We start from the raw sequence: 20,722 nt of genomic DNA, 5'->3' as shown, positions 1-20,722 counted from the left end.
GTGCGTCGCTGCCGTGCTGATCGCGCGAGGTCGCGCCATCGCGTGGTGACGCTCGTCGTGCGGATATGCGCGGCGTTGCGCGCCCGGTTTGGCTTCGAATCTCTGGCCGCTAATTTAGCGATATCCATGCCACGCGTCGCAAAGCCTTGAAGCGACACGGGCGATATCGGGATGTGCGATGCGCACGCCGGAAAAACGCCTCAAAACGTTGCGACGATGAAACGCGCGGACGCAAAAGCGTGTTCCGACGCGGGATTCGTTAAGAGGGGCGGTGTGCGTCGATGAGGTTCGAGTCGACGCTAGCTGGCGTTTTCCGCCGCATCGTCGGAGTTGCCGCCATTCGTCGGGTCGCCCGCGTTGTCGTCGCGCGGCTCGCTTTGCAGCTCGCGAAGTGTGGCGACCGGAATATGGCAGCGAATCCGGTGCGCGCAAGACGAATCGGCGGCGCCGTCCGCGTCGAGAAACGGCGGGTCCTGCTGCTCACAGATCGCGCCGAGCTTGCGCGGACAGCGCGTGTGAAACACGCAGCCCGACGGCATCGCGCCGGGCCCGGGCAACTCGCCGGTGAGACGGATACGCGTACGTTGATGCACCTCGCCGGACGCGCCGTCGCCCGGCAGCGTCGGCACGGCGGACAGCAGCGCCTCGGTATAGGGATGCTGCGGTCCATCGAACACGGCCGCCGCCGGGCCGATTTCGAGCAGCCGGCCGAGGTAGAGCACCGCGATGCGATCCGACACATAGCGGACCACGTGCAGATCGTGCGAGATGAATACGTAGCTGACGCCGCGCTCGTGCTGCAGATCGGCGAGCAGGTTCAGAATCGCGGCCTGCACCGACACGTCGAGCGATGAAGTCGGCTCATCGCACACGACGACGCGCGGTTCGCCGGCGAACGCGCGCGCAATCGCGACGCGCTGCTTGAGTCCGCCCGAAAGCTGGCGTGAACGTGCGTCCAGATAGCGCTCGGGCAGCCGCACGGCGTCCGTCAGCATGGCGAGCCGTGCGTCGATCTCGGGCCCGCGCAGCGCGGTGAAGCGCGCGAGCGCACGGCCGATCAGCCGCTTGACGGAATGCGCGCGATTGAGCGCCGAGTCCGGATTCTGGAACACGATCTGCAGCGATTTCAGCTGCTCGTCGCTGCGTCGCGTGACGCGCGCGGCGAGCGGGGCGCCGTCGAGTTCGAGTACGCTGCCGGCATCGGGTGCGAGCAGGCCGAGCAGCAGCCGCGCGAGCGTTGTCTTGCCGCTGCCCGATTCGCCGACGAGGCCGAGCGTCTCGCCGCTCGCGAGTTCGAGCGACACGTCGTCGACCGCGCGCAGCGGGACGCCCGATACGTGGAATGTTTTCGACAGGTTCCGGGCGCGCAAGACCGGCCCAGAGGGCGCGCGCGGCGCCGCGTTGGATGATGCGGCCGCCACCGGCGCCGCGCTCGATGTCGCACGCGGCAGTTCGATCGCACGCTCGTGATAGTGGCAGCGCGCCATCTGATCGCCATGCCGGGCGCCGAGGCGATAGGGCGGCGGCGCGTCGCGGCGGCAGCGCTCGTCGGCGAGACGGCAGCGCTCCGCATAGATGCAGCCCTGCGTGACCGAGCCCGGCAGAGGCAGGCCGCCCGCGATCGTATCGAGCCGCTCGCTGTCCTTGCTGCGTCCGGCCGTCGGCAGGCAGCGCAGCAACCCGACCGTGTACGGATGACGCGGCCGTGCGAACACGTCCTGGGTCGCGCCTTCCTCGACCAGCTTGCCCGCGTACAGCACGCCGACGCGTTCGCACATGCGGCCGATCACCGCGAGGTTGTGGCTGATGAACAGCACCGCGGTGCCGAGTTCCTCGCGCAACCGTGCGACGAGGTCGAGCACTTCCGCTTCGACGGTCGCATCGAGGCCGGTAGTCGGTTCGTCGAGAATCAGCAGCGCGGGGTTCGACGCGAGCGCCATCGCGATCACGACGCGCTGCTGCATGCCGCCCGACAATTGATGCGGATAGCTGTTCATCACGCGCTCGGGCGCCGCGATGCGGACGCGTTTGAGTATCTCGAGCGTGCGTTGCAGCGCCTCGTCGCGCGCGACGCCGGCCGCCTCGAATGCTTCGGAAACCTGACGGGCGATCGTCAGCGATGGATTCAGTGCGCGCCCCGGGTCCTGGTAGACCATCGAGACGGTCGTCGCACGCATGCTGCGCAGCGCGTCGGCACCCAGCTTCTGCACGTCCTCACCGGCGATTACGATCTTGCCGGCCTTCACCTTGCCATTGCGCGGCAGATAGCGCAGCGTCGCCATTGCCACGGTCGACTTGCCGCAACCGGATTCGCCGACGAGCCCATACGCCTCGCCGCGTCGCACGCGAAACGATACGTCCTGCAGCACTTCGCGATCGCGTCCGCGGATCCGGTAGGTGACCGTCAGGCCGACCACGGTCAGCGCATCGGTGCGATCGCTTTTCGACACGTCGAACGCCGCGAACGAGGAGGGTGGTGGGCCGTTCATTGGTCGAGCACTCCCTGCACGCCGTCGGCGATCAGATTGACGCCGACCACCAGTGACGCGATCGCGCCCGCCGCAAACACGACGGTCCACCACGCGCCGCCCGCCATCAACGTGTACGACTCGGACAGCGCGAGCCCCCAGTCGGCCGACGGCGGCTGGATGCCGAAGCCGAGAAACGACAGCGTCGCGACTGCGAAGATCGCATAGCCGAGCCGCACCGTTGCTTCGACGACGATCGGCGGCAGCACGTTCGGCAGGATCTCCGCGAACATGATGTACGGCGCGCGTTCGCCGCGCAGCTGCGCGGCGGCCACATAGTCGAGATGCCGCTCTGCGAACACGGCGGCGCGCACGGTGCGGGCTGTTATCGGCGTGAAGGTGGTGCCGATCACGAGAATCACCGTGAAGTTCGACGCACCGACCGCGGCGAGCGCGAGCAGCGCGACGATCACGAGCGGCAGCGCGAGCACCGCGTCGATCATGCGGCCGATCACGTCGTCGACCCAGCCGTCGAAGTAGCCGACCACCAGGCCGAGCGCGGTGCCCGCCGCGGTGCCGAGCAGTGTCGCGAGCGGCGCGATCGTCAGGATGTCGCGCGCGCCGACGATCACGCGCGAGAATACGTCGCGGCCGAGCTGATCGGTGCCGAACCAGTGCGTGCGATCGGGCGGCGTCAGCGAATTGAGCGGATCGGACGCGTACGGATCGAGATGCACGAACCACGGCCCGGCGATCGCGCAGACGATCCACCACGCGACGATCAGCGCGCCCACGATGAAGGTCGGCGAACCGAGCAGCAGGAGGAGGCGCGGGAAACGCGGCTCGGAGCCCGGTGCGCCTGGCGCGGGCGAGCCTGGTGGCGTCGATGAAGCCGGCGGCACGGTCGTATTCATTCGGCGGTCCTCACCCGCAGTCGCGGATTGAGCAGCACGTTCAGCGCATCGGCGACCAGATTCGCGAGCGTATAGACGACGCCGATCGTCAGTACGCCCGCTTCGAGCATTGGAAAATCCTTCGCCTTGGCGGCGTTGTAGATCAGCGAGCCGATGCCCTGGTAGCGGAACAGCGTCTCGACCACCACGAGTCCGCCGATCATGTAGCCGAGTTGGGTGGCGGCGACGGTGATCGTCGGCAGCAGTGCATTGCGCAGCACGTGCCGCCAGATCACGACGTGGCGCGGCAGGCCCTTGAGGATCGCGGTGCGCGTGTAGTCGGCGTCGAGCGCTTCGACGGTGCCCGCGCGTGCCATTCGCGCGATGTAGCCGAAGAACACGAGGACGAGCGGCAGCACCGGCAGCACCAGATGGCGCAGCTGTTCGAGCACGCTCGCATCGGGCGGAGATGAGGCCTCGATCGGCAGCCAGCGCAGCCACACGCCGAACACGAGAATCAGCACGATCGACGACACGAACTCCGGCACCACGGTCGCCGACAAACCGGCGATGCTGATCGTGCGATCGAGCCAGCGCCCCGCATGCATCGCCGACCACACGCCGCCTGCGATGCCGAGCGGCACGACGACGATGAACGCGAGCAGACCGAGCTTCGCCGAATGCCCGAGCGCATCGGCGATGAACGGCCTGACCGGTTCGCGATACGCGTACGACAGCCCCATGTTGCCGCGCACGAAATGCGTGATCCAGTCGATGTATTGCGTGAGCAGCGGCCGGTCGGCGCCGAGCTGATGATCGAGCGCGGCGACCGCGCGCGCATCGGCGAGCGGCCCGAGCACCGCGCGGCCGATATCGCCGGGCAGCAGCTGGCCGCCCGCGAACACGATCACCGACAGCAGCCACAGCGTGATCAGCGAAAGACCCGCGCGCGTCGCGAGAAAACGCGCGACGCGGCCCACGTTGCCGTTCCTCGCGCGCGGCGGACGTGATGTATTCGAGGCGGGAGAGGGCGCCGGAGCCGACATCGTGAGTTCTCCTGCGAAAAGCGAGACGGACAGCGCGCTGCTTACGCGCTGAGCGTCGCGCGATCGAAATACAGTTGCGCGAGCGCAGTGAAGCGCACGCCGTTCACGCCCTTGCGCATCGCGATCAGCTGATCGTAGAAGAACGGGATGATCAGCGGCGTTTCGTCGAGCAATAGCGTCTGGATCTGCCCGGAGATTTTCTTTTGCGTGGCGAGATCGATCGCCGCGACGAACTGCGCGACCAGTTGATCGTATTGCGGATTCTTGAAGTGCGCGGCGTTCCATGTGCCTTTGCTCGTCAGCGTCGCGGTGAGGAACACGTTCGGCACGCCGCGATGGCCGTAATCGGTGATGCCGAGCGGCGAGTCGAGCCAGTCGGATTTGCCCGGCGTGCCCGCGCCGTAGTAGAGCGATTGGCTCTCGACCTTCAGATTGATGCGCACGCCGATCGCCTTCGCGGCGTTCTGCACGACGACCGCGAGGTCGGGGATCTCCATGTATTTTTCGGTGGTCAGCGTGACGTCGAAACCGTTCGGCACGCCGGCCTGCGCGAGCAGTTGCTTCGCCTTCGCGACGTCGATCCTGCGTTGCGGCACGCCCGCATCCGACGATGGAAACACCGGCGCGAACGGGCTGTCGTTGCCGAGTTGTGCGCGACCCTTGAAGAGCCCACGCACGATCACGTCGCGATCGAGCGACAACGCGAGTGCCTGACGCACGCGCTTGTCCTTGAAGAGCGGGCTGTCGTTGCGCATGTGAATCTGGCGGTGCGCGCTCGACTTGACGCCGACCGCCTTGTAGTCCGGATTGTTCAGGATGGCCGCGCCGCCCTGCACGGTGAACGTGCCCATCACGTCGGCCTGATGGCCTTGCAACGCGAGCAGTTGAGCCTGCTCGTCGGCGTAGAACGAAAACTGTACGCGTTGCGGTAACGCTTTTTCGCCCCAGTAGTCGGGATTGCGCACGAACGACGCGCCAACCTTCGGCTGATACTTTTCGAATTTGAACGGACCCGTGCCGATGAAACTCTTTTCGTAGTTGCCCGCGAAGTTCGCGGGCAGGATCACCGCGTTGTAATTATCCGAGGAAACGTAGTACGGGAAATTGCCGGTCGGCGCGTCGAGATGAAACTCCACCGTGTGTTCGTCGACGACCTTCGCGCCGCCTTTCGACAGCACGCCCTTTAGCACCGATAGCGCGGCCGAGCCGCTCGCGGGATCGGCGAGACGGTCGAAGGTCGCGACTACATCTTTCGCGCCGAAGCTCTGGCCGTCGTGGAATTTCACGTTGGGGCGCAACTTGAAGGTCCACACGTCGCCCTTGTCGTTCGGCTTCCACGACAGCGCGAGCGCGGGCTTCAGCATCAGCTTCTCGCCGTCGTCGTCGATCAGGAATTCGCCGGTCTGGTTCAGCAGCGCGAGACTCGCGGCGTCAGTCACCGTCAGCGGATCGACGGCGCCCGCCGGCGTCAGATGCGCGACGCGGATCGTCTGGTTCGACGTGGGCGGTGCACTTTGCGCCCGCGCTCGCGGCGCGCCGAGCAGGCCGCCACCCGCGAGCGACAGACCGATCACGCTCGCATGTCGTAGCAGCTCGCGGCGCGTGATGCGGCCGGCGACAAACTCGTCGAGGGCGTGGTTGCCGTAGGCGTCGGCTGTGAGGCGGGCTGCGTCCAATGCGTCAGGTGCGAGAAATCGGTCCGCTGGCGTTTTCATCGATGGCGTGTCCAACCCGTTCTGTTGCTGGTTCGGAGGCGTCGCGCGAGCCGCGCGACGGCGCGAGGGCAGCGCGCCTTCCGATGGGCGATGGGATGTGGTGGGGCCGCTATCGCGAAAGGGCAACGCTGTGCAGAGCGGTCTCAGTGTAAGCGATTGCTCGCGGCTCTGGCGCACCGGGGGCGCGCCGCGCTAGTCGATCGGCCGATAAATGACGCGCGGTGTGTCGTCGTCACAACGGTTACCGGACGCGTGCTCGCGAGGGGCGGCCGCGATTGTGGACGGATTGGCGGAGCAACACGGTGCGAAATGCGGTTTCGAACTCCACAAGGTGGAACTCTCAAAGAAACCTACGGTGTAGATCGGTTTCCCGCTAGGCCAGATCACTTATCGTGCCGCCGTATCCGGCCGTCTCCAGCGATGAAACAGCACCGAGCCGATCCAGCACGCCATGAAGGCCGCGACGATCGCATAGCCGAGCGCGCCGAAATGATCGTTGATTCCGACGATCGCATCCGACACCCCGCCGCTCCAGCCGAAGCGATCCGACAGCAGCCCCAGCGCCTCGACGCCGCCAATCACGATCGCGACCATCGCCGACACGAACGTGATGCTCGCGTTGTAGTAAAGCTTGCGCTTCGGGTCGTCCATCGCCCAGCCGTACGCGTGCACCATCAGCACGTTGTCGGTCGAATCGACAAGCGTCATGCCGGCCGTGAAGAGCGCCGGGAACACGAGGATCGAATAGAGCGGCAGGCCAGTGCTGGCCTGCGACGCAGCGATCGCGAGCAGGCCGACCTCGGTCGCGGTGTCGAAGCCGAGCCCGAACAGCACGCCGACCGGATACATGTGCCAGCTTTTCGTGACCAGCCGAAACAGCGGCCGCAATGCGCGCGACAGCAGCCCGGCTGGGGCGAGCGCATCGGCTGACGCTGTGCTCGCAACGTCGCCGCGTTGCGTGTGCCGGTAGCGGCGCCACACGTCGCGCAGGACCACGAGATTGACCGCCGCGAGCACCAGCAGGAACGACGCGGAAACCAGTGTCCCGAGCGTGCCGCCTACTTCCTTGAAGCTCTCGAAGCGCCCATTCAGCGAATGCGTGGTCCAGGCGATGCCGATCGTCGCCGCGATCACGATCGTCGAATGGCCGAGCGAAAACGCGAGCCCGATCCCGACCGGTCGCATGCCGGTTTGCATCAGCTTGCGCGTAACGGCGTCGATCGCCGCGATGTGGTCGGCGTCGACCGCATGACGCAGACCGAAGCCATACGCGAGCAGCGCGGTGCCGAGCAGCAGCGGGTAGTGGCGAAACGCGATTAGCGCCCACAGCCATGCGCCGAGGTTGGCGGCGAGCAGCACCGCGTAGAGCGCGACGAGGCGAGGGCGCAGCGAGGCGTTAGGCGTCATGTGGCACGAGCGGATGAATGGATAGGTTGATGAGCGGCCTAGTGATCGTGCGGATGCTTGTGGATCGGATCGACCCAGTAGACGGTTTCCGGCTGCTCGACCGCGTCGATGTTCAAATTGACGACGACCGCTTCGTTGTCGCTGCGCACGAGCACGCATTCGAGCGGCTCGTCGGTGCTCGCGTTGATCTCCTGATGCGGCACGTAGGGCGGCACGAAGATGAAGTCGCCGGGACCGGCCTCGGCGGTGAATTCCAGATGCTCGCCCCAGCGCATGCGCGCGTGGCCGCGCACAACGTAGATCACGCTTTCGAGCGCGCCATGATGATGCGCGCCGGTCTTCGCATTCGGATGGATCGTCACGGTGCCGGCCCAGATTTTCTGCGCGCCGACGCGCGCCGCGTTGATCGCGGCCGCGCGGTTCATGCCCGGCGTTTGCGCGGTGTTGGTGTCGAGCTGATCGCCGCGGATGACCTTCACGCCGTGTTCGCGCCAGTCGATCTGCTGGCTGGCTTCGGCGGCGTCGTGCTCGGCCCGGTAATGCGGATGTTCGTGATCGTGGCTCATCGTGTCTCCTCCTCGGCTGGCGTGCCGCGTTCGAGTCGTGCGCTTCGGTCTTACGATTCAGGCGCGTGCCGCATGGCTGATCAACATTCTGGCACGTTCAAAAAACGGGTGCGTGGCTCGACGATGCAAACGGCGCCATAAAAAAAGCCCGCTCACAGGGAGCGGGCTTCGGCTTGTCGCGCTCAACGCCGCCGCGTCAGCGTCATTGTTTCTTCGTGTTGATCACGGCCTCGGCGACATTGCTCGGCGTCTCGGCGTAATGCTTGAACTCCATCGTGTAGGTCGCGCGGCCCTGGGTGGCCGAGCGCAGCGACGTCGAATAGCCGAACATCTCGGCGAGCGGCACCTCCGCGCGCACCAGCTTGCCGCCGCCGCCCGCGATGTCTTCCATGCCCTGCACCATGCCGCGTCGGCTCGACAGGTCGCCCATCACGTTGCCCATGAAGTCCTCGGGCGTTTCCACCTCCACGGCCATCATCGGTTCGAGCAGGATGGGCTTCGCCTTGCGCATCGCTTCCTTGAACGCTATCGAGCCGGCCATGCGGAACGCGTTTTCGTTCGAGTCGACGTCGTGGTACGAACCGAACGTCAGCGTGACCTTCACGTCGACGACCGGATAGCCCGCGAGCACGCCGGCTTTCAGCGTTTCCACGATGCCCTTGTCGACTGCGGGGATGAATTCGCGCGGAATCACGCCGCCCTTGATCGCGTCTACGAATTCGTAGCCCTTGCCCTGCTCGGACGGCTCCAGCGTAATCACCGCGTGGCCATACTGACCGCGGCCGCCCGACTGCTTGACGAACTTGCCTTCGACGTCCTCGACCTTGTTGCGCACGGTTTCGCGATACGCGACCTGCGGCTTGCCGACGGTCGCTTCCACGCCGAACTCGCGCTTCATCCGGTCGACCAGAATTTCGAGGTGCAGCTCGCCCATGCCGGAGATGATCGTCTGTCCGGATTCCTCATCGGTCTGCACGCGGAACGACGGGTCTTCCTGCGCGAGACGGTTCAGCGCGATGCCCATCTTTTCCTGGTCGGCCTTGGTCTTCGGTTCGACGGCCTGCGAGATCACCGGGTCCGGGAAGATCATCTTTTCGAGGATGATCACATGATTAGGATCGCAGAGCGTGTCGCCGGTGGTCGCTTCCTTCAGGCCGACGGCCGCGGCGATGTCGCCCGCGTAGACCTCCTTGATTTCCTTGCGCTCGTTCGCGTGCATCTGCAGGATCCGGCCGAGGCGTTCCTTCTTTTCCTTGACCGCGTTGTAGACCGTGTCGCCCGAGTTGACGACGCCCGAGTACACGCGGAAGAAGATCAGCTGACCGACGAACGGGTCGGTCATGATCTTGAAGGCGAGCGCCGAGAACGGATCGTCGTCGTTGGGATGACGCTCGATTTCCTTGTCGTGCTCGTCGTGACCGGTGATCGCGGGCACGTCGACCGGCGACGGCAGATAGTCGATCACCGCGTCGAGCATCGCCTGCACGCCCTTGTTCTTGAACGCGCTGCCGCACAACATCGGCACGATCTCGTTGGCGATCGTGCGCGCGCGGATGCCGTGCTTGATTTCGGCTTCGCTCAGCGGTTCGCCGCCGAGGTACTTCTCGAGCAGTTCCTCGTTCGCCTCGGCCGCGGCCTCGACCATCTTGTCGTGCCATTCCTTCGCGGTGGCCGCGAGTTCAGCCGGGATGTCGCGGTACTCGAACTTGATGCCCTGGCTGTCGTCGTCCCAGTAGATCGCCCTCATCTTCACGAGGTCGACCACGCCCTGGAAGTGCTCTTCCGCGCCGATCGGAATCTGGATCGGCACGGCGACCCCCTTCAGACGATCGCCGATCTGCCGCTGCACGCGGAAGAAGTCCGCGCCGACGCGGTCCATCTTGTTGACGAACGCGATGCGCGGCACCTTGTACTTGTTCGCCTGGCGCCACACGGTTTCCGATTGCGGCTGCACGCCGCCGACCGAGTCGTACACCATGCAGGCGCCGTCGAGCACGCGCATCGAGCGCTCGACTTCGATCGTGAAGTCGACGTGCCCGGGGGTGTCGATGATGTTGATCCGATGCTCGGGATAGTTGCCGGCCATGCCCTTCCAGAACGCGGTCGTGGCCGCCGACGTGATCGTGATGCCGCGCTCCTGCTCCTGTTCCATCCAGTCCATCGTCGCCGCACCGTCGTGAACCTCGCCGATCTTGTGGGTCACGCCGGTGTAGAACAGGATCCGTTCGGTGGTGGTGGTTTTGCCGGCATCGATGTGAGCGCTGATGCCGATATTCCGGTAGCGCTCGATGGGAGTCTTGCGGGGCACGTGAATCTCCTTGTAATGGCGCGCCTGAAACGCATGCCGGGCGACCGCGTGGGCCGCCCGGGGAGTCTGAGTGGTGCTTTATCTGGCGTTACCTTATCGAGATTACAAGGATAGCGCGTCGATTGGTCTTTTGCATGAATCCTGCCAGCCGGCGCGAAGGCTGGTGGCGCGGGGCTGAGCGGGCGAAAAAAAGCCGGCGCCTCGGGTCGAGACGCCGGCTTTTCGCGGGATAGCGTGGCGGGACGGTGCCCCCGCTCAGAGGCCGCTCCGGGGCCATTTACGGGGCTGCACGGACACGCGGCCCGGCGGTGAGGGTTTTACTGCGTGATACCCGGCACCGGCGGTAAGCCCTGGATCTGCATGCCCGGCTTGATGCCCTTCGCCGAGAACCAGCCCTTGGGCATTTCCAGCGCGAACACGCCGTTGTGCGTCGGGCAGTGGTTGTTGGTGGTCTCGGCCTGCATCTCGTCGATGTCGGTGATCGTGCCGTCGGCGCGCATGAATGCGATCGACAGCGGGATCAGCGTGTTCTTCATCCAGAAGCAGTGGCCCGCGTTCTCGTTGAACACGAACAGCATCCCTTCGTTCGGCGCGAGCTTCGTGCGATACATCAAGCCCTGTTCGCGGTCCGCGTCGTTGGCGGCGACGGCCGCGTCGATCACGAACATGCCAGCGGTCAGCTTGACGCGCGGAAACTCGCTCGGCTGCTTGGCGCCCGGCGGCATCTGCTGCGCCTGGGCGGGAGCCGTGGTGACGACGAACGACAGCGCCGCGAGCGGCAGTGCTACGGCAATGGCGAAACGCGCCATCGACGAGCGCATGGAAAATCGCACGGCAAGACTCCTTGCTGAAATTGACTCGCGCATGTTACGCGAGCGCGTCAAAAACAAAAAGGCAGATCGCCTTGCGGTGATCTGCCTTACAACGCCGTAAGAACGGCAATGAAGCTGGTTCTTTACTGCGTTTTTACAAGCAACTTACTCCGAAGCTGCCGAAGCTGCAGCTGCTGCCTTCTTGTGCGACTTCTTGTGAGCGTGCTTGGTGGTCTTCTTTGCCGACGAAGCTGCTGCTGCCGGAGCTGCTTCCGGTGCCGAAGCTTGTGCGAATGCTGCCGTTGCGAAGAGGCCAGCGACCAGAGCGGCGATCAGTTTGTTCATTTTGTGAATCCTCAGCTTGAGTTAATTAACCAAATGACCCGGCATATGTAGAGTCATGTCGGTAAACGTGCCATCCACCTTTCGGTTGACAGCCGCATCGAACAAATTTTTCGACGCGTCTGCTAGCGTTCGGACTTTCGTACTCGCCGCGAAAACGGCGTATGCAAATGTCTTTAAGGCTGAATGCCGGATAGCTTCGGCGGCATCTGCGTCGGATAACGCGTGGAGTTGTACGGCGGTTGACGCGAATTGCGCGGAAATTTTGATCGTGATGACACGCGCTCAAACCGCGTGGCGCAGGCTCGCGGCGAGCCCACTTGTTTCACGCATTTCGGGCCTGCGTTTCACGCATTATTTTGCGTGCTGCTACAACGAGTTAGCTTGATTGTCACAGCCGTGAAACGGGTTTGGAGTGAGCACGTGCAGGCTGATTCGCGCGTGCGTGAGTTCGGCACGCGGTGTTGCGGCGATGAACGAACAATCGTCAAATCATGTTCAGGCGACGCCATCCCATGGCGCGTTCGCTCGCAACTCCGTGCTCTGTCCAGGTTGCAGTCCGAGTGAAAAAATGTCAAGCGCACCGATGCCGACCCGCACGAGACGCAGCGTCGGAAAACCCACCGCCGCCGTCATGCGACGCACCTGACGGTTCTTGCCTTCGGTGATCGACAGCTCGACCCATGTGGTCGGGATCGCGGCGCGATAGCGGATCGGCGGCGTGCGCGCCCACAGCGAGCTGGACGGTTCAACATAGGTCGCCTGACATGGGCGTGTCACGTAGTCGCCGAGATCGACGCCGCGCGCGAGCTTTTTCAACGCGGCGTCGTCGAGCGCGCCTTCGACTTGCGCCCAATAGCGTTTGACGAGCTTGTGACGCGGCTCGGCGATGCGCGCCTGCAGCGCGCCGTCATCGGTGAGCAGCAGCAGGCCTTCGCTATCGGAGTCGAGCCGGCCAGCCGGATAGACGCCGGGTAGCCTGACCCAGTCGGCAAGCGACGTCCGCGTCTCGTGTGGCGAAAATTGACAGATGGTGCCGAACGGCTTGTTGAGGGCGAGAAGGCGCATAGGAGAGCGATACGGCAGAGCGATACGGCGCGATGATAATGCATAAACCGGGACGCAGATTCTTCTATCTTATAGAGGAGCGTGGCGCGTTCGAGAGGCCGTCTATGTTGGAAAACCCGGAGCTAGGGGCGGCCGCGTCGCGCGTGGGACGTGGGCTAGAATAGCGGCCAGGCCGCTCGCGGCGGTTCGGCATTGCGCGGCGAGGGCGTCTCTTTCGCAGTCTCCCATCAGCTTTTGCACAGCTTTCACTGGAGTCCGATCATGCCGTATCAGCACATCAAGATTCCGACAGGTGGCGATAAGATCACCGTCAACGCCGACTTCTCGCTCAACGTTTCCGACGAGCCGATCATCCCGTACATCGAAGGCGACGGCACTGGTCTGGACATCACGCCGGTCATGCTCAAGGTCGTGGATGCGGCGGTCGAAAAGGCGTACGGCGGCAAGAAGAAAATCCACTGGATGGAAATCTACGCGGGCGAGAAGGCGACCCGGGTGTACGGCCCGGACGTATGGCTGCCGGACGAAACGCTGCAGGCGGTCAAGGAATACATCGTGTCGATCAAGGGGCCGCTCACCACGCCAGTCGGGGGCGGCATCCGCTCGCTGAACGTCGCGTTGCGCCAGGAACTGGACCTCTATGTGTGCCTGCGCCCGGTGCGATATTTGAAGGGCGTGCCGTCGCCGGTGCGCGAGCCCGAGAAGACCAACATGGTGATCTTCCGCGAGAACTCGGAAGACATCTACGCGGGCATCGAATGGCCAGCTGAATCCGAGCAGGCGAAGAAGATCATCAAGTTCTTGCGCGAAGAAATGGGCGTGAAGAAGATCCGCTTTCCGGATTCGTCGGGTATCGGCATCAAGCCGGTGTCGCGCGAAGGTACCGAGCGTCTGGTGCGCAAGGCGATCCAGTACGCGATCGACAATGAACGCCGCTCGGTCACGCTGGTGCACAAGGGCAACATCATGAAGTACACCGAAGGCGCGTTTCGCGACTACGGCTACGCGCTCGCGCAGAAGGAGTTCAACGCGGAACTGATCGACGGCGGTCCCTGGATGAAAGTCAGGAATCCGAAGACCGGCGGCGATGTCGTCGTGAAGGACGTGATTGCCGACGCGTTCCTGCAGCAGATCCTGCTGCGCCCGGCCGAATACGACGTGATCGCCACGCTGAACCTGAACGGCGACTACATCTCGGACGCGCTCGCCGCGCAGGTCGGCGGAATCGGAATCGCGCCGGGCGCGAACCTGTCGGATTCGGTTGCGATGTTCGAAGCGACGCACGGCACGGCGCCGAAATACGCGGGCAAGGATTACGTGAATCCCGGCTCGGAAATCCTGTCAGCGGAAATGATGCTGCGCCACCTGGGCTGGTTCGAGGCGGCGGATCTGATAATCAGCTCGATGGAAAAATCGATCCTGCAAAAGCGCGTTACTTACGATTTTGCCCGCCTGATGGAAGGCGCGACCCAGGTGTCGTGCTCGGCATTTGGGCAAGTGATGATCGAAAATATGTAATTGACGCGCCGGGATTATCCGGTTCGCATAAAATCCCCGGCGCCAGCAAACGGCCGGGGTATTTTTTTACCAGGAATTTTCGCGCGGCTTTCCGGCCGGAAAATCCGTTGCAATAGAAAGCTGCCACAAAAAAGAAACCCGGCGCGGAGCCGGGTTTCAAAAAGGACGGGTATCGAAACGTTTCAGGCTGGCGCCTGAATGTTCGATGCCTGCTTGCCTTTCGGGCCTTGCACGACTTCGAAGGTGACCTTCTGGCCTTCCTTCAGCGTCTTGAAGCCATTCATCTGGATGGCCGAGAAGTGTGCAAACAGATCCTCGCCGCCCTCGTCAGGCGTGATGAATCCGAAACCCTTTGCGTCGTTAAACCATTTGACCGTACCAGTTGCCATTCCAACTTCCCCTGTAACTCATGTCACTACCACGAGCCCTCGAAAAGCCACGACCACGCGAGGCAGTCGTTCCCTCCTCACAAGCTCACCATCGGCATTTTTTCGAGATTATGGCTTGGTGAAAAAAGTGCCAGCTTGATTGTTGGGGCTCTTTATTCGAGTGTCAAGAAAATTTTGAGACGTCGTTGTCGCGTTGCAAACAGGCCGCTTTCCAGGGTTTTTACCGCTTCCGTATGTGCGGTGGCGCAAGCGGCGTGGCTTGAAAAGTCGCATAATCCACTCACATGCTGACTGTGCCCGCGGCGCCGACGCCCAGCGCGGCGAGCGCTCGCAGCCAGTACCGGCAGGTTGTGCGATACTCGATCCGACCGCGGTGCAGCACGCGCCGCGCATGACAGGATCGGGGCCGGCACCGCAATCGGCCCGTCGAAAACGCGCAGGCCTGGCCGAACATGACAGCGTCGTGACCGCCGGGTGGCAGCGAACGGGCTCATCGGCCGGGCGGCCGGGTTCTGACAGGATTGCGGGCCTGTCCTAGTTGTTTAGAATGGGTGTATGGCGATTATCCCGGACAAGCAGGACGGCACCGTACTGGAGCGGCAGGAGCAGAAACTCAAGCCGCCATCCATGTACAAGGTGGTGCTGCTGAATGACGACTTCACGCCGATGGAATTTGTCGTGATGATCGTGCAGGAATATTTCAATAAGGATCGTGAAACCGCAACGCAGGTCATGTTGAAGGTGCATCGCGAGGGCAGGGGAGTTTGTGGGGTCTATACGCGGGACATCGCGTCGACCAAAGTCGAGCAAGTCGTTACCCACGCACGGCAGGCCGGGCATCCGCTGCAGTGTGTGATGGAGGAAGCATGATTGCCCAGGAACTGGAAGTCAGCCTGCATATGGCGTTCATGGAAGCGCGCCAGGCAAGGCACGAGTTCATAACGGTCGAGCATCTTTTGCTCGCGCTGTTGGATAACCCGACGGCGGCAGAGGTACTGCGCGCATGCGCGGCCAATATCGAGGATCTGCGCCAGAACCTGCGCAACTTCATTCATGACAACACGCCGACCGTGCCGGGCACGGACGACGTCGACACGCAGCCCACGCTCGGTTTCCAGCGTGTGATCCAGCGCGCGATCATGCATGTGCAGTCCACCTCGAACGGCAAGAAGGAAGTGACCGGCGCGAACGTGCTGGTCGCGATCTTCGGCGAGAAGGACTCGCATGCGGTGTACTACCTGCAGCAGCAGGGCGTCACGCGTCTGGACGTCGTCAATTTCATCTCGCACGGCATCGCCAAGACGAGCAGTTCGGACGCCGCGAAGGCGAGCGATGCGAATGCCGAGTCCGACGAAGCCGCCGCGCAGAAGGAAACGCCGCTCGCCCAGTTCACGCAGAACCTGAACCAGATGGCGAAGGACGGCCGCATCGATCCGCTGATCGGACGTGAGTCGGAAGTCGAGCGTGTGGTGCAGGTGCTGTGTCGCCGCCGCAAGAACAATCCGCTGCTGGTCGGCGAGGCCGGTGTCGGCAAGACCGCGATCGCCGAAGGGCTCGCATGGCGCATCACGCGCGGCGAAGTGCCGGACATCCTGGCCGATGCCCAGGTGTATTCGCTCGACATGGGCGCGCTGCTCGCGGGCACCAAGTATCGCGGCGACTTCGAGCAGCGTCTGAAGACGGTGCTGAAGGAACTGAAGGAGCGTCCGCACGCCATTCTCTTCATCGACGAAATCCATACGCTGATCGGCGCGGGTGCCGCGTCGGGCGGCACGCTGGACGCGTCGAACCTGCTGAAACCGGCGCTCTCGTCGGGCACGCTGAAGTGCATCGGCGCAACCACCTTCACCGAATATCGCGGCATCTTCGAAAAGGACGCGGCGCTGTCGCGTCGTTTCCAGAAGATCGACGTGACCGAGCCGACCGTCGAGCAGACGGTCGCGATCCTGCGCGGGCTGAAATCGCGCTTCGAAGAGCACCACGGCGTCAAGTATTCGTCGGGTGCACTGTCGGCGGCGGCTGAGCTGTCGGCGCGCTTCATCACCGATCGTCATTTGCCGGACAAGGCGATCGACGTGATCGACGAAGCGGGCGCGGCGCAGCGCATTCTGCCGAAATCGAAGCAGAAGAAGACGATCGGCAAGAACGAGATCGAGGAAATCATCTCGAAGATCGCGCGCGTGCCGGCGCAAAGCGTGTCGCAGGACGATCGCAGCAAGCTGCAGACGCTCGACCGCGATCTGAAGAGCGTCGTGTTTGGTCAAGATCCGGCTATCGACGCGCTGTCGGCCGCGATCAAGATGGCGCGCGCGGGCCTCGGCAAGCTCGACAAGCCGATCGGCGCATTCCTGTTCTCGGGTCCGACCGGCGTCGGCAAGACCGAGGTCGCGAAGCAGCTCGCGTTCACGCTCGGCATCGAGCTGATCCGCTTCGACATGTCGGAGTACATGGAGCGTCACGCGGTGAGCCGGCTGATCGGCGCGCCGCCGGGCTACGTCGGTTTCGACCAGGGCGGCCTGCTGACCGAGGCGATCACGAAGAAGCCGCACTGCGTGCTGCTGCTCGATGAAATCGAAAAGGCGCATCCGGACATCTTCAACGTGCTGCTGCAGGTGATGGACCACGGCACGCTGACGGACAACAACGGGCGTAAGGCGGACTTCCGCAACGTCATCATCATCATGACGACGAACGCGGGCGCCGAGGCGATGGGCAAGTCGGTGATCGGCTTCACGAACCGCCGCGAGGCGGGCGACGAGATGGTCGACATCAAGCGCATGTTCACGCCGGAGTTCCGCAACCGTCTGGACGCGACGATCAGCTTCCGTTCGCTCGATGAGGAAATCATCATGCGCGTGGTCGACAAATTCCTGATGCAGCTGGAAGATCAGCTTCACGAGAAGAAGGTCGATGCGCTGTTCACCGATGCGCTGCGCAAGCATCTGGCGAAGCACGGTTTCGATCCGCTGATGGGCGCGCGGCCAATGCAGCGCCTGATCCAGGACACGATCCGTCGCGCGCTCGCCGACGAGCTGCTGTTCGGCAAGCTGATGAACGGCGGCCGCGTGACGGTCGACGTCGATGCCGAGGACAAGGTGCAGTTGACCTTCGACGAGCATCCGGCGCCGCGCAATCCGAATCCGGAGGCGGTGGAAGTCGAGTGATGTCAGTCAGGCCGACGTTGGGTTGAGCTGGCCGGACACCAAAGGCAGAACGGCGCGGGTTTTATCCCGCGCCGTTTTTTTATGCTCTGGTTTTTTCTCACGGCGCTCGCTGAAGGCGCCAGCCGCCGCGTCGCAGCAATCGATCAATGCTTGCCGGTGCTACCAAACCCGCCCGCGCCGCGCACGCTTTCCTCGAAGTCATCGACGATATTGAACCCGGCCTGCACGACGGGCACGATCACCAGTTGAGCGAGGCGTTCCATCGGATTCAGCACGAATGTCGTCTCGCCGCGATTCCACGTCGAGATCATCAGTTGGCCCTGGTAATCGGAATCGATCAGGCCGACCAGATTGCCGAGCACGATCCCATGCTTATGGCCGAGACCCGAGCGCGGCAGAATCAACGCCGCATAACCGGGGTCGCCGACGTGGATCGCGAGTCCGGTCGGCACCAGCGCGGTTTCGCCGGGTTTCAGCGTCAGCGGTTCGTCGAGGCAGGCGCGCAGATCGAGGCCGGCGCTACCGGTCGTCGCGTAAGCGGGGAGCTGTTCGCGCATGCGCTGATCGAGAATCTTCAGGTCGAGTTTCATTCAGGTTCGATAGTTGGGGGTGAGATTGGTGAAGGGGCACGCGGCTGACTGGCAACGCCTTTGCGATCAAGCCGCCTGGTTCGAGCCGAGCTGAAATGCGTCGGCGAGCAGTTCGTAGGAGCGCAAGCGCGCACGATAGCTGCCGGCGACGGTCAGCACCATCAGCTCGTCGGCCTGGAACTGCTGCTGTAAATCCGTGAGCCGTTCGGTCACGCGCTCAGGCGTGCCGATGATGCTGCGCGGCTTTTCGCGGTCGATCACGAGCTGTTCGCGCTCGCCATATTCCTGCGCGATGCCTTGGTCGATCGAGGGTATCGGTTCGTTCAGACCATACGCCATCTGCACGCGACGCAGATCGACGGCTTTTTCGAGGTCCGCGGCTTCCTGCTCGGTATCCGCGCAGATCACGAAGACCGCGGCCGCCAGATACGGCCGCGACGCGTCTTTGCCAGGCTGGAAGCGCTCGCGATACGCCAGCGCGACCTGTTTGCCGAAATGCGCGTTGATGAAATGCGCGAACGAAAAGCGGATGCCGAGCTGCGCCGCGAGCAAACCGCCGAAGTCGCTCGAGCCGAGCATCCACAGCTGCGGGCGCGTATCGATCTGCGGCTGCAGCAGCACGCCCTGCGCGAGATGATCGTCGGGCAGCGCGCCGTGCATGAGGCCGAGCAGCTCGGCGACCTGCTGCGGAAAATGCTCGCCGCGATTGTAAGCGCCGGCGGCGACCGCCTGCGCGGTGCGCATGTCGCCGCCCGGCGCACGTCCGACGCCGAGATCGACGCGATTCGGAAACAGCGCCTCGAGCATCATGAACTGCTCGGCGACCTTGAACGGGCTGTAGTACGGCAGCATGATGCCGCCCGAGCCGATGCGAATGCGTTTGGTCACGCTGCCGAGGCGCGCCAGCATCACTTCAGGGCAGGGATTCGACACGCCGCGCAGGCCGTGGTGCTCGGCGCACCAGTAGCGCGTGTAGCCGAGGTCGTCGGCGAGTTGCGCGAGTTCGACGGTCGCGGCGATCGCGTCCGCCACCGAATGGCCGGCGATCACCGGTGTTTGATCGAGCACGGAGAGTAGCGTCATGGCAGTAGTGCTCCAGGTGATTCCGGTCGGCTAACCGGGCAAAGATGGCAGGGCCACACGGGCCCACTGCCGCTCGCTCGTTCAGCCAACCGGACTGATGCCGGGCGGCAGACGCTTCGCGATTTCCGCGATCAGCGCGCGCGCCAGCGTCTGCTTGTCGGCGCGTGGCAGCTTCGTCGCGCGGCCTGCTTCGAACAGAATCACTTCGTTGTCGTCGAGCCCGAACGTTTGCGGCCCCAGATTGCCGATCAGCAGCGGCACGTTCTTGCGGGCGCGCTTTTCCTCGCCGTGGACTTCGAGGTTGTCGCTTTCGGCGGCGAAGCCGACCGCGAACGGCGGCTTCGGCAGCCCGGCGACCGCGGCGAGGATGTCTGGATTCTCGACGAATGAAAAGCTCGGCAGCGCGTGCTCGGCGGTCTTCTTGATCTTCTGACCGCTGACGTGGTCGACGCGCCAGTCGGCCACCGCCGCGACGCCGATGAAAATGTCCGCCTCCGCGACCGCGCGCATCACCGCGTCGTGCATCTGCTGCGCGGTCTGCACGTCCTCGCGCAAGACGCCCCACGGCGTTTCCAGCGCGACCGGACCGGCCACCAGATGCACGTCGGCGCCGGCCTGCTGCGCGGCGCGCGCGAGCGCGAAGCCCATCTTGCCGCTCGAACGATTGGTGATGCCGCGCACCGGGTCGAGCGGTTCGAAGGTCGGCCCGGCGGTCAGCAGCACGCGCCGGCCGGACAGGATTTTCGGCGCGAAGAACGACGCGACCGCCTCGTAGGTCGCGGCCGCTTCGAGCATGCGCCCATCGCCGATTTCGCCGCAGGCCTGCGGGCCCGAATCGGGGCCGAGCACCTCGACGCCGTCCGCGCGCAGTTGCGCGACGTTGCGTTGCGTGGCCGGGTTCTGCCACATCTGCCGGTTCATCGCCGGCACGACGAGCAGCGGGCAGTCGCGTGCGATGCACAGCGTCGAAAGCAGATCGTCGGCCATGCCGTGCGCGAGCTTGGCGAGGAAGTCGGTCGACGCCGGCGCGATCACGATCACATCGGCTTCGCGCGATAGATCGATGTGCGCCATGTTGTTCGGCACGCGACCGTCCCACTGGCTCGTGAAGACCGGCCGCCCCGACAGCGCCTGCATCGTGACGGGGGTGATGAACTGGGTGGCCGCTTCGGTCATGACGACCTGCACGGTCGCGCCTGCCTTGGTCAGCAGACGCGTGAGTTCGGCGATCTTGTAGCAGGCGATGCCGCCCGTCATGCCGAGGACGAGGTGTTTGCCTGCGAGTTCTGCGGTTGCCAACGAAAGCCTCCGACAAAGCGTGATCGCGCGGCGGCGCGAGGGCGTTGCCCGTCG

Annotated in this window: 17 protein-coding genes; 3 read left to right on the top strand and 14 right to left on the bottom strand. The window is 64.1% G+C overall.

The window, feature by feature from the left end; all coding sequences use genetic code 11:
* Positions 1-299: 299 nt before the first annotated feature.
* The 10 genes from OKW40_RS12870 to OKW40_RS12825 form a co-directional block, all read right to left on the bottom strand.
* On the bottom strand, positions 300-2,489 hold the full coding sequence (locus OKW40_RS12870) for an ABC transporter ATP-binding protein (protein WP_429490047.1): 2,190 nt from the start codon (positions 2,487-2,489) through the stop codon (positions 300-302).
* Positions 2,486-3,382: an ABC transporter permease gene (locus tag OKW40_RS12865; protein WP_184051565.1), complete on the bottom strand. Its 897-nt coding sequence runs from the start codon at positions 3,380-3,382 to the stop codon at positions 2,486-2,488. The genes OKW40_RS12870 and OKW40_RS12865 overlap by 4 nt, the downstream gene beginning before the upstream one ends.
* On the bottom strand, positions 3,379-4,407 hold the full coding sequence (locus OKW40_RS12860) for an ABC transporter permease (protein WP_429490045.1): 1,029 nt from the start codon (positions 4,405-4,407) through the stop codon (positions 3,379-3,381). The genes OKW40_RS12865 and OKW40_RS12860 overlap by 4 nt, the downstream gene beginning before the upstream one ends.
* 41 nt (positions 4,408-4,448) lie before the next feature.
* Positions 4,449-6,122 carry an ABC transporter substrate-binding protein gene (locus tag OKW40_RS12855; RefSeq protein WP_429490043.1) on the bottom strand — a complete coding sequence of 558 codons (1,674 nt, stop codon included), beginning with the start codon at positions 6,120-6,122 and terminating at the stop codon, positions 4,449-4,451.
* Positions 6,123-6,509: 387 nt separating this feature from the next.
* Positions 6,510-7,529 (bottom strand): HoxN/HupN/NixA family nickel/cobalt transporter, encoded by a 1,020-nt coding sequence (locus OKW40_RS12850; protein WP_187620039.1) that lies wholly within the window; start codon positions 7,527-7,529, stop codon positions 6,510-6,512.
* A gap of 38 nt (positions 7,530-7,567) precedes the next feature.
* Positions 7,568-8,095 (bottom strand): cupin domain-containing protein, encoded by a 528-nt coding sequence (locus OKW40_RS12845; RefSeq protein ID WP_429490042.1) that lies wholly within the window; start codon positions 8,093-8,095, stop codon positions 7,568-7,570.
* Positions 8,096-8,297: 202 nt separating this feature from the next.
* Positions 8,298-10,403: an elongation factor G gene (fusA, locus tag OKW40_RS12840; RefSeq protein ID WP_429490040.1), complete on the bottom strand. Its 2,106-nt coding sequence runs from the start codon at positions 10,401-10,403 to the stop codon at positions 8,298-8,300.
* Positions 10,404-10,720: 317 nt separating this feature from the next.
* Positions 10,721-11,236, bottom strand: a complete 516-nt coding sequence (locus tag OKW40_RS12835) for a DUF192 domain-containing protein (RefSeq protein ID WP_184006379.1) — start codon at positions 11,234-11,236, stop codon at positions 10,721-10,723.
* Positions 11,237-11,380: 144 nt separating this feature from the next.
* The gene (locus tag OKW40_RS12830) at positions 11,381-11,560 is read right to left on the bottom strand and encodes a hypothetical protein (RefSeq protein WP_429490038.1); all 180 of its coding nucleotides are present in this window, start codon (positions 11,558-11,560) and stop codon (positions 11,381-11,383) included.
* A gap of 495 nt (positions 11,561-12,055) precedes the next feature.
* Positions 12,056-12,625 (bottom strand): pseudouridine synthase, encoded by a 570-nt coding sequence (locus OKW40_RS12825; protein WP_184058181.1) that lies wholly within the window; start codon positions 12,623-12,625, stop codon positions 12,056-12,058.
* A gap of 261 nt (positions 12,626-12,886) precedes the next feature.
* On the opposite strand from OKW40_RS12825, the gene icd reads away from it, so the two are divergent.
* Positions 12,887-14,143, top strand: a complete 1,257-nt coding sequence (gene icd / locus OKW40_RS12820) for an NADP-dependent isocitrate dehydrogenase (protein ID WP_090801579.1) — start codon at positions 12,887-12,889, stop codon at positions 14,141-14,143.
* A gap of 182 nt (positions 14,144-14,325) precedes the next feature.
* On the opposite strand, the gene OKW40_RS12815 is transcribed toward icd, so the two are convergent.
* Positions 14,326-14,532 carry a cold-shock protein gene (locus tag OKW40_RS12815; protein WP_007180614.1) on the bottom strand — a complete coding sequence of 69 codons (207 nt, stop codon included), beginning with the start codon at positions 14,530-14,532 and terminating at the stop codon, positions 14,326-14,328.
* Between the two features lie 555 nt (positions 14,533-15,087).
* Here OKW40_RS12815 and clpS point away from each other — a divergent pair.
* Positions 15,088-15,402, top strand: a complete 315-nt coding sequence (gene clpS / locus OKW40_RS12810; protein ID WP_008919570.1) for an ATP-dependent Clp protease adapter ClpS — start codon at positions 15,088-15,090, stop codon at positions 15,400-15,402.
* A complete protein-coding gene (gene clpA / locus OKW40_RS12805) occupies positions 15,399-17,696 on the top strand; it encodes an ATP-dependent Clp protease ATP-binding subunit ClpA (protein WP_429356050.1) in 2,298 nt (765 codons plus the stop codon). Before clpS ends, clpA begins: the two co-directional genes overlap by 4 nt.
* A 143-nt stretch (positions 17,697-17,839) precedes the next feature.
* On the opposite strand, the gene dut is transcribed toward clpA, so the two are convergent.
* The 3 genes from dut to coaBC all read right to left on the bottom strand — a co-directional run bounded on the left by dut (position 17,840) and on the right by coaBC (position 20,668).
* Positions 17,840-18,286: a dUTP diphosphatase gene (dut, locus tag OKW40_RS12800; protein WP_018421593.1), complete on the bottom strand. Its 447-nt coding sequence runs from the start codon at positions 18,284-18,286 to the stop codon at positions 17,840-17,842.
* A 66-nt stretch (positions 18,287-18,352) separates the two neighbouring features.
* Positions 18,353-19,369, bottom strand: coding sequence for an LLM class flavin-dependent oxidoreductase (locus OKW40_RS12795; RefSeq protein ID WP_429356049.1), 1,017 nt, complete (start codon positions 19,367-19,369; stop codon positions 18,353-18,355).
* A gap of 81 nt (positions 19,370-19,450) precedes the next feature.
* Positions 19,451-20,668, bottom strand: coding sequence for a bifunctional phosphopantothenoylcysteine decarboxylase/phosphopantothenate--cysteine ligase CoaBC (gene coaBC / locus OKW40_RS12790; protein ID WP_429490036.1), 1,218 nt, complete (start codon positions 20,666-20,668; stop codon positions 19,451-19,453).
* Positions 20,669-20,722: the final 54 nt, after the last annotated feature.

The organism is Paraburkholderia sp. RAU6.4a, assembly GCF_050435625.1.
Classification (GTDB): domain Bacteria; phylum Pseudomonadota; class Gammaproteobacteria; order Burkholderiales; family Burkholderiaceae; genus Paraburkholderia; species Paraburkholderia tuberum.
Note: the sequence above shows the minus strand (reverse complement) of the source record. Positions and strands in the feature narration are given on the sequence as shown.